Origin of the sequence: Microcystis sp. LE19-41.2A (assembly GCF_027530405.1) — a bacterium.
Taxonomy (GTDB): domain Bacteria; phylum Cyanobacteriota; class Cyanobacteriia; order Cyanobacteriales; family Microcystaceae; genus Microcystis; species Microcystis aeruginosa.
On sequence record NZ_JAPZQJ010000317.1, the window covers coordinates 1 to 9179 of the forward strand.

Annotated in this window: 10 protein-coding genes; 5 read left to right on the forward strand and 5 right to left on the reverse strand. The window is 40.0% G+C overall.

The window, feature by feature from the left end; translation table 11 throughout:
* Positions 1–202: 202 nt before the first annotated feature.
* The 4 genes from O9290_RS13240 to O9290_RS13255 form a co-directional block, all read right to left on the reverse strand.
* Positions 203–469: a type II toxin-antitoxin system RelE family toxin gene (locus O9290_RS13240; RefSeq protein WP_002763531.1), complete on the reverse strand. Its 267-nt coding sequence runs from the start codon at positions 467–469 to the stop codon at positions 203–205.
* A gap of 3 nt (positions 470–472) precedes the next feature.
* Positions 473–670: a hypothetical protein gene (locus O9290_RS13245; protein WP_002763529.1), complete on the reverse strand. Its 198-nt coding sequence runs from the start codon at positions 668–670 to the stop codon at positions 473–475.
* 9 nt (positions 671–679) lie between these two features.
* Positions 680–1009: a hypothetical protein gene (locus O9290_RS13250; protein ID WP_288059303.1), complete on the reverse strand. Its 330-nt coding sequence runs from the start codon at positions 1007–1009 to the stop codon at positions 680–682.
* Between the two features lie 297 nt (positions 1010–1306).
* Positions 1307–1516: a type II toxin-antitoxin system HicB family antitoxin gene (locus O9290_RS13255; RefSeq protein ID WP_288059302.1), complete on the reverse strand. Its 210-nt coding sequence runs from the start codon at positions 1514–1516 to the stop codon at positions 1307–1309.
* Between the two features lie 203 nt (positions 1517–1719).
* Here O9290_RS13255 and O9290_RS13260 point away from each other — a divergent pair, with 203 nt between their 5' ends.
* The 5 genes from O9290_RS13260 (at position 1720) to O9290_RS13280 (ending at position 8144) form a co-directional block, all read left to right on the forward strand.
* Positions 1720–3012 (forward strand): sugar ABC transporter substrate-binding protein, encoded by a 1293-nt coding sequence (locus tag O9290_RS13260; protein ID WP_288087143.1) that lies wholly within the window; start codon positions 1720–1722, stop codon positions 3010–3012.
* A 2-nt stretch (positions 3013–3014) separates the two neighbouring features.
* Positions 3015–4325: a mechanosensitive ion channel family protein gene (locus O9290_RS13265; protein ID WP_002763525.1), complete on the forward strand. Its 1311-nt coding sequence runs from the start codon at positions 3015–3017 to the stop codon at positions 4323–4325.
* A gap of 411 nt (positions 4326–4736) precedes the next feature.
* Entirely contained in the window at positions 4737–6419 is a 1683-nt protein-coding gene (locus O9290_RS13270) for an alpha/beta hydrolase (protein WP_288025037.1), read from the forward strand.
* A 411-nt stretch (positions 6420–6830) separates the two neighbouring features.
* Entirely contained in the window at positions 6831–7382 is a 552-nt protein-coding gene (locus O9290_RS13275) for a DUF2854 domain-containing protein (protein WP_002763523.1), read from the forward strand.
* A complete protein-coding gene (locus O9290_RS13280; RefSeq protein ID WP_002763522.1) occupies positions 7383–8144 on the forward strand; it encodes a sulfite exporter TauE/SafE family protein in 762 nt (253 codons plus the stop codon).
* 178 nt (positions 8145–8322) lie between these two features.
* Here O9290_RS13280 and O9290_RS13285 read toward each other — a convergent pair whose 3' ends face one another.
* Positions 8323–8991, reverse strand: a complete 669-nt coding sequence (locus tag O9290_RS13285; protein WP_002763521.1) for a hypothetical protein — start codon at positions 8989–8991, stop codon at positions 8323–8325.
* Positions 8992–9179: the final 188 nt, after the last annotated feature.

Genomic DNA, 9179 nt, shown 5'->3' on the forward strand with positions numbered 1-9179 from the left:
AACCCTTATAGAGAAAGGCATTTAGCGATTTTTGTCAATTGTTTTTTATCTAGAGCGAACTAATCAATTAAGTCTCTTGCCAGATAAGGATTTAGTCGATTTATGCCCCCCTATCGAACCATAACAAGTAACGAAGAGCCATCTTTGATAAGATTAACGTATAACCTTTAATTCTAGTTTGCTTGAGTTTGTCGTTCATGGCTTAGGGAAAATAACGGTACATTTCTTTACGGTGCAAAACTCGTACAAAGGCAATGATATTATCCTCAATATAAATACCTACGCGGTAATCTCCTATTCTTAGCCGATAGTAACTCGGTTTGCTTTCAATAGCTTTGATATTTCTTAATTCAGCTAGACTATTGGCTGCTTCTACCTCCGCAATGACAGATTCAATTCGTTGTCGTAGCTTACGATCGTTGATAGCGCCTAAATCTCGAAAAAAAAGGCGACGAAATTCAACTTGCATGATTTACTCTGCTAATAACGAAAAAATTTCTTCTCGACTGACATTTTCATCGTCAAGACCTTCCTCTATTGCCTTGGCTAGAGCAATATCCTCTATTACTTCATAAATTACATCTGTTAAAGTTTCCCGTTCTTGCAATAATAATTCATGCAAAATCTCTTTAACAATAGGCTTGAGTGCTTGAGCTTGATTTTCTAACATTTTTGTCTCCTAATCAATGTTTTGCTTAATTTTAATAGTCGCTTTTCCTGTAACCCTTACCCCTTTTGTGCCAATTTGTTCTGTTTTAGTCGTTGTTTTTCCTTTCACTGTTTGATCAATTTCAGCATCTAGTTCTCCCGCTTCAAAGTCATCTAAACCAACTTGGCTGATTTCCCCTGCTTGAATTTCCTGTCCTAAAATTCGTAACTCCTCAGCAAAAAGAGGATCTTCAGCCAAAATTATATCCAACTTTTTGGTAATAGTTTCAATGTCCGTACTGTCTCCACTTTCCAATTTAGCCAATGCTTCATTGACCTTGACCGATTTTCCTTTCTCCACAATACAGGAATTTTCGCCACAGCCTCCGCCGTAAAGCGTTTGGCTAAATCTCCTGTACCTGATTTAATGAACTCTTGGATTGCCAGAGTTACCAGTACACTCGCGGTTAAAGGGTCAGTCATCTTTAACTCCTTCAGGGTTTGGGTTGAGAGATTCTCTGTTCAGCGTAAGCCTTACGCCTCTAACGGTTTAGGGGATTACTCTCATAATAAAGCAAAAATTACTTATTGGCTGACGTTTTCATCATTTATTTCGGGGTTGTCGGTTCTGACTCAAATGTAATAGAGGATATTTGGGCTACGCGGAAATAGCCTGGGGACGTGGGAGAGATTTGCCTTGTGCAGTGTAGTCTTCGATAAGGAGATATAGAACTTCAAGGGCATTTTCTAGGGCTGCATTGTAGGTTTCACCATGGGTATGAGTATAGGGTCCAAACTCAGGTAGATGGGCGATAAATTTTTGGTCTTCATCTGACCATTGAATGGTGATGCTGTAGTGATGGGTCATGGGGTGTTTTCCTCCTCTAGATTTTGTAGTTCTTGCAGGGCGTTTTGGACTAATTCTATTATGGCAGCCGATAGTAACTGGGATTATTGCTATACTGGTGGCTCTTGACAAAAGATCATGTTAGTTATTTTTCTGATGAAGATTATTATTCACCTTTTCATGTACTATGAATAGATGGCAAGATTGTTGAAGGATCACGAGCGATGCAATTTCTAAGGCTCAGAGTTAAAACTGCTTGGAGAAGTAAAAAAATAAGGGTAATTATATCGCTCCTATTGCTTTTTATCTTGATGCCAATTTTTCTTTATGCTTGTTTTAGTGATCTTCCTAACCAATCATCGGAGCAACGGCAAGGAACCCTTTTGGTTTGGTATCCAGAAGAGGGCAATTTAACTGAAGTAGTAGGTCTCGGTTTGCAAGAGTTTGAAAAATTAAATCCGCAAGTGACAATTCTTGAACAAGCTATTCCTGTCGATAAGATACCCGAACGTTTTTTTAAACAATCTCAAAGCGGATTGGGTGCGAGTGTTATTCTAATTTTTTCGAGAAATATACCCAGATTAGTATCCCAAGGAGTACTGGGGGAAATTGACCAGAACAATCTAGATTTATCTATTTATTATCCCCCGACGCTGAAACAAGTTAGCTATCAAGGAAAAATCTATGGTATTCCCTTAGGTTCTCGTACCAATGTACTGTGTTATAATCAAAAAAAATTACAAGTTAGTCCCGATCCAGCGCTGAAGCAACCTCCCACCAGTTTAGGGGGATTAGTGGAACGTGCGCGCAAAGGCTATTCTGTGGGGATAGTTTCCTCTTTTGAAGATACTTTTTGGGGAATGGCAATTTTTGGCGGCTATTTGTGGGATGATCAGGGTCGGCTGCAACCTCGCTTAGATGGTTGGGCAAAATGGCTAGAATGGCTAAAATTTGCCTCGTCACAGCCTAATTTTATCCTCAATCGTCAACGGGAATTACTTCATGATGCCTTTGCTGGAGGTCGCTTAACCTATTATGTGTGTAATTCTATTGAAATTGCCGATTTAAAAAACAGCCTACAAGATGATCTCAGAGTCGCTTTACTTCCCCAAGAAACTCAGGGTAAAGCAGCACCAATTCTCTATACACGGGTGATGGTATTTAATCGCAATAATAGTGATAATGAAAATAGTTTGGGGTTAGCTTTAGGAAAATTTCTCTCTAATCCCAAACAACAATTACAAGCAATCATCCAAACAGAAAGTTTTATTCCCACTAATCGACGGGTGCAGATCGAAGGAAATTTACTACCGATCGAATCGGTATTATTACAACAATCTCAAAATGCCGTGGCAGTACCTCTGGATGATTGGGAAAAGTTGAATAAAATTTTAGAAGAAGGAGAATTTTGGTATGAAAGAGCGATCGCTGGTGAAATATCTTCCTCAGCAGCAGCCCAAAAACTGACACTTTATATTCAATCAGGTCTCGATCAGGAAGTCAGGAAAATAAATTAATTATGAACAACAATATCCCCTCTCTTTCGGAAATAATTGCTAACCAATTATTATTTTTAGGACGCAGGAATGTTCAAAGTCAATTAGCGATCATTTTTCTGTCTTTAATTCTTGCTTGGTTATTATCAAAATGGTTATGGTCTTACTTAGAAAAAAGATTTACTCCCGTCACCAGTTTGATCCATAGTGATAAAAAATTAACCCTCCGTCAATATTTTGCTATCCTGATACATTTTCTTAATTTTCCAGTTATTAGTCTAATTTTACTTGACTTAAAGTATCTAATTTTTTTCAGTCAAAACTGGACAAGAGGAATGATTAATTTATCCATACAATTAATATTTTTTTATTTGATTTATCGTTGTTTATTAGCTGGATTATACGCTAGGTTTTCCGTCAATACAATTAAATATTATCATGGTCGGCTTTTAGCACCTTTATTGGTATTATTCCTCCTGAGAAATATTATTGGTGTTTACAATAATATTCAAGAAATTGCCCAAGTATCTCCCTTCAATTTATTCAATAGTCCGATCACATTGAGAAGCATATTTATTTTGATAATAGCTCCCTATTTTCTGGTAATTATTGTTGTTCTTATAGAGAGTATAATTCTGAGCATTACTAATTTAAATCAGCAAGCGAGTCGCGGTGAAATTGAAGCAACTTTACTGTTAGGACGTTATTTTTTCATTGTCTTAGGTTTTATTATCATCTTGGGTTATGTGGGAGTTAATGCAACGGCAATAGCGGCAATTACTGGCGGTTTATCGGTGGGTATTGGTTTCGGTATGCAGCAAGTGGTAAGTAATTTCATTAGCGGTATTTTACTATTATTTGAAAAAGTTCTCAAACCCGGTGATATCATTAATATTGAAGGACAGACTTCTCAGGTAAAAAAGCTAGGTATTCGAGCGACAACAGTGCAAATTCTTACAGACAATTCCGAAAAAATTATTCCCAATCAAAAGTTTTTTACTGAGGATGTCACCACCTACACGGGTAGTGATAACTTGATTTATTGTTCAGTTGTTATCGGAGTTGGTTATAATTCTAACGCCCAACAGGTGATGAATTTATTGCTAGACATTGCCGAGCAACATCCTCACATACTTAAAAACCCCGAACCAGTAGCCTTTTTTCTTAATTTTGATCATTCTAGTTTAAACTTTGAATTAAAGTTCTGGTTGGATGATGTCAACAGGAAAAAGCGAGTAATTAGTGATATTAATTGTGTTATTCTTGATAGGTTTACTCAACAGGGTATCGAGATTCCCTTCCCGCAGCAAGATATTCACATTCGCAATAATTAGCAATTTATCCCAGTCAAAAACCCTATCGGATTATTTTCATCTCAAAATATATCACTTTCACTTATTAAATGTATGTATTTATTGTTTTTTTATTAATGACTCATGTCTTGACATAAAAACAACTTTAATATAATATCTATTTTAGATGTTATACTCAGAAATACTCAATAATCTAGAATCAAAATCTCCCAGATTAATCTATCGAGGTTTTGCTCATGCTTTTTCGTCCTACTTTGCTTGGCACTTTATCGCTTGCCCTAGCCTTAAATTGGCCCCTTAGTACCTCAGAAACCTTCGTCTCAATACCTTTGAGCCGTGGTTAAGGAAATCAAGTAACCAAGACCGTTTTTCAACTGGCCGTATGCTACTTTTCCCTTTTAATTGTTGTCATTTACCCTAACTAAAAATCCCATGATTATCCCCCGTTTACAAAATCGTTTTCCCAGAAATAATCCCACCCGTCGGCTGCGAGCTTTTCTCCTAGGTCTTTTCGCCGCGGGTATGACCGCTTTACCCCTAAAAGCCGCCGAAGAAATTGAATTTGTCTATACTCCCCTCGTCTTTTCCGTATCGGTAGCATCCCTAGAAACCTTTGCTAAAGAAGGAAAGATTGATGCTAATTTAAAAAGATTTCTCGCCAGAGCAACTCCCGAAGCAAGAGAGCAGTTTCGTGAGGCTTTATTAACAAAAATTGACATCGATCCTGTTTTACTATCTCGTTTTTTTAATAGTGTGATGGGTGCTGATATGCTCTCTCGTTTGGGCAAAGGCATCACCATTGAAGGGGGAATTAATGGTAAATATGCCCTGCGGGGTGCGATTGTTAGTGCCGCTTTCGATCCGGGGGGATTAACCCTTTTAAATGTCCTGAAAAAATTCCCCAATAATATACAGTTACAGGGGGAAGAAATCCTCGGATTAGCTAAAACCATCGATTATGCGGTTTATGTGGCGGAAATATTTATCAAAGATATGCGCCTCTGGACAGCCGAGGAAGCCGCTGCCGTTAAACCAGCGATTAATTATGCCAGTTTACCCGATTTGCGTCAGCGCGGTAGCTTTCAGGTAAAAAAAGAAGTTTGGAACCTAACCGATAGCAGTCGCAATCGCAGTTTATATGTGAATGTTTATATCCCGCAAACTTTCCGAGAAGGCAAAACACCTGTAATTATTTTTTCCCACGGATTAGCCTCGCGACCAGAAGATTATGCCCAAGCAATTGAACATCTAGCTTCCTACGGATTTTTAGTAGCGGCACCGCAACACCCCGGCAGTGATACCCAATACCTACAAGGAATGTTAGGGGGGTATTATCGCAATATTTTTGATGGCAATGAGTTTATTAATCGACCCAAAGATATTAGCTTTGTCATCGATGAATTAGCCAGACGAAATGCTAGTCAATTTCAAGGTAAACTTAACCTAACTAATGTGGGAGTAGCGGGTCATTCCTTTGGGGGTTATACATCTCTAGCTGTTGCTGGCGCGCAAATTGATTTTGATAATCTTGCTAAAGATTGTAACCGTCCTTATTCCGGGATTAATATCGCAATTTTACTGGAATGTCGCGCCCTAGAATTGCCTAGACAGGTCTATAATTTTCGCGATGAACGAGTCACGGCCGTCTTTGCAGCTAATCCCGTTAACCGCAGTATTTTTGGGGAAAAAGGTTTAAGTAAAATCTCGATTCCTGTCCTCTTGGGTTCAGGAAGTTATGACCCAGCAGCTAATCCGATTTTTGAACAGGCCATTCCTTTTACTTGGTTAAAAACGCCGGATAAATATCTGGCCATGGTGGAGGGACAAGCTCATGTAAATTTTACAGAATTGGATGCAGGAATGCAAAAAACCCTGGAGTCTGTGGTCGATATCACTTTACCCGATCAAAATTTAATCGAGGATTATGCGGGGGCTTTATTGGTCTCTTTTTTTGAAGTTTATATTGCTGATAATGAAAAGTTTCGTCCTTTTCTTCGGTCTAGTTATGCAGAATATCTCAGTCAGGGACAAAAGTTTAAATTAGACTTTATTACTGCCGCTTCTGACCAGAAATTATCTCAATTAATTGAGAAATTGCGAGTACATCGGCAATAGTAAAACGTAGGGTACGTTAGACGGCAAAAATTCCTGTTTTGACTTGAAGGTAACAATCCGTCCTAACGCACCACCTATCATCAACTAAGTAAAACGTAGGGTGCGTTAGACGGCAAAAATTCCTGTTTTGACTTGAAGGTAACAATCCGTCCTAACGCACCACCTATCATCAACTAAGTAGCTGGTTACAATTAAAGATAAAATACAAAAAACCAGAAGCCTGTCCCACTATCTAACAGTTAATTGAGATTACTTACTTATTAAGTGTCAAGTTCGTTGTTTTCTTTTCACTGATGACTGATGACTGATGACTGATAACTGAAAAATCTCCCCACTGCCCATCTGCAAAAAAGATTCTTTGGAGTTGTATAATCTCTAAAGGATTAGCGTACTCAAGAAAAAAATTATTTCATGCTCAGGAAAATTAGACTATCATACTTTGGCTTAATTTTAGGCAGTATTTTAACGGTTATCGGGATCATCGGTTATGCCCAAGGTAACGCCACGGTAAATTTAGCGGGTTTTTTCTACGGATTACCGTTATTATTGGGAGGTTTAGCCCTAAAAGCTTCAGAAATCAAACCTATACCCTTCAGTCAACCCACTAGCCCCGAAATATTGCAATTGCGCCAACAACAGGCCACTGTCACCCAAACCAAACTTCGCAACGATGTCACCCGCTATCGCTACGGACAGGAAGTGCATCTGGATGAAGCCCTAGAAAAGCTGGGATTAAGCCCCACGGACGAGGAAAGACCGACTTTAGTGGCAATTCGTGAAACTGCTGTTGATTCCGCCTATTGTCTCACCCTAGAATTTGAATCGCCCCTTTTACCCCTAGAAAAGTGGCTGGCAAAACAGGAAAAAATCGAAAGATATTTTGGACCAGGAATTAAAGCCGAAATTAAGCAAGTTGACGAGGAAAAAATTGATTTAGCCCTAATTACTATCCCTAACGCCTAAATGCTCACGCCTATTCAGTATGGCTTCCTAGCAATCGCTGCCGTGGCTGCCGGCTTAATTAATGCTCTTGCCGGTGGCGGTAGTCTGATTACTTTTCCGACGCTGATGGCGGTGGGTATCCCACCAGTGATGGCAAATGTGACTAATACCGTCGCTTTATGCCCCGGTTATCTGGGGGCAACTCTCGCCCAAAAAAAAGACCTGCACGGGCAACAAAAACGGATTAGGTTATTACTACCATCGGCAGTTATTGGCGGCATTATCGGTGGTATTTTGCTGTTAAATAGTAGTGATAAAGTATTTGAGCGCCTGATTCCTTTTCTGATTCTTTTAGCGGCGGCTTTATTGGCTTTTCAAGATACTTTACGCTCTTGGTTGCAGCGGCGACAGGGGGACGAAAATGGTCATATACCAGAAATTTTGGCGGTTTTACCCATCGCTCTCGCTTCAATTTATGGTGGTTATTTTGGGGCGGGTTTAGGGGTGATTGAGTTGGCAATTTTGGGCTTATTTCTCAAGGATAATCTCACGAGATTAAATGCTTTAAAACAGTTGCTTTCTTTGGTGGTTAATGTAGCGGCATCTTGGTTTTTTCTCTTTTCTAATCAGGTAGATTGGTCGGCGGCGATAGTGGTAGCAATTGGCTCTTTAATTGGGGGTTTATTGGGGGGAAAACTAGCTAGAATTATCTCTCCTAGTTATCTGCGCTGGACTGTGGTAATTCTGAGTATTATTACCGCTACAGTTTATTTTCTTCGTTAACAAAATGCTTGTCAATAAGGTGTTTTATTGAGGGAGATTGATAGATTTTTTCCTAGTTCTCAAACCTGTTCTAATTGTCTCTATCATACCAAATCCGCAAGGTGGGCGTAAGTCTATCTTCAGGCATTCCCCCGTGAGTTCAGAAGCCCCGACAATCTCGCCCAGCCGGGAGTTCACCCTAAAAAGATTGTCCCACTTCTAAGACTTTCGTTTGTCCGTTGCGAGACAAAATAACCTGTTGACTACCAACTTCCACTAAAGTCCAACCGTTGATAAATTCCCCCGGAGAAATACGCGTCGTTATCCCCTTATTATCAAATAAAGCTGAAGATCGATCGCCTAAATCCATCACCCCCACCAGGGTATTTTTTACCTGATTATTAGTGGGAATAACCGCTGCTGTCGGCCGATGCACTTGGGGGGCAGCCGGTAATGGTGGCGCGGAAATGTCGGGATTTGCGGGTGTAACCGGGGCAATTTTGGCAGCCGTTTCAGGGGTTTGGGGATAAACGGGAACGTAAATTCTTTCTATGATCTGGGGAGTATTATTAACCGGTAAATTAGCGGGGGGTGGTGGTGGAACCGTGGCTACCGGAGAAGGGTTATTTTTAGGAGAAGGATCAGGATCGGGGGATGAAGTTGCACCTTGGCGATCGATAATAGTCAGAGATGATTGCAGATAGGCGATAAACTTTTGATCTTCCGGGGAAATCGTGCCATTTTGAGAGACAGGGGCATTTTTTTGACTGATTAGCCATGCCACCACCCAACCTAGATAGACGCAAGCAATGACAAAAATAACTTTATCTAGGGGCATTCTCGGATTTTCTTCATGGCCCGCTGCCATATTTTTTGCACTCCTCGATCGCTGCTGTCGTTTCGATTCTAACAGGATAAGTACCTAAGCAAAATTAATTACACATCTAAGCTCTCAGCCGTCAGCCTTTTGCTGATGTGAGTAAACAGTGAACTGAAAACTCAAATCCGATCCCTGATAGCTGTCTCGGAGTCTCGGAGTCTCGGAGTCTCGGAGTC

What these genes read in the sequence shown, in the direction of transcription:
- O9290_RS13240 (WP_002763531.1), bottom strand. Translation starts at nt 469, where the DNA reads ATGCAAGTTGAATTTCGTCGCCTTTTTTTTCGAGATTTAGGCGCTATC.
- O9290_RS13245 (WP_002763529.1), bottom strand. Translation starts at nt 670, where the DNA reads ATGTTAGAAAATCAAGCTCAAGCACTCAAGCCTATTGTTAAAGAGATT.
- O9290_RS13255 (WP_288059302.1), bottom strand. Translation starts at nt 1,516, where the DNA reads ATGACCCATCACTACAGCATCACCATTCAATGGTCAGATGAAGACCAA.
- O9290_RS13260 (WP_288087143.1), top strand. Translation starts at nt 1,720, where the DNA reads ATGCAATTTCTAAGGCTCAGAGTTAAAACTGCTTGGAGAAGTAAAAAA.
- O9290_RS13265 (WP_002763525.1), top strand. Translation starts at nt 3,015, where the DNA reads ATGAACAACAATATCCCCTCTCTTTCGGAAATAATTGCTAACCAATTA.
- O9290_RS13270 (WP_288025037.1), top strand. Translation starts at nt 4,737, where the DNA reads ATGATTATCCCCCGTTTACAAAATCGTTTTCCCAGAAATAATCCCACC.
- O9290_RS13275 (WP_002763523.1), top strand. Translation starts at nt 6,831, where the DNA reads ATGCTCAGGAAAATTAGACTATCATACTTTGGCTTAATTTTAGGCAGT.
- O9290_RS13280 (WP_002763522.1), top strand. Translation starts at nt 7,383, where the DNA reads ATGCTCACGCCTATTCAGTATGGCTTCCTAGCAATCGCTGCCGTGGCT.
- O9290_RS13285 (WP_002763521.1), bottom strand. Translation starts at nt 8,991, where the DNA reads ATGGCAGCGGGCCATGAAGAAAATCCGAGAATGCCCCTAGATAAAGTT.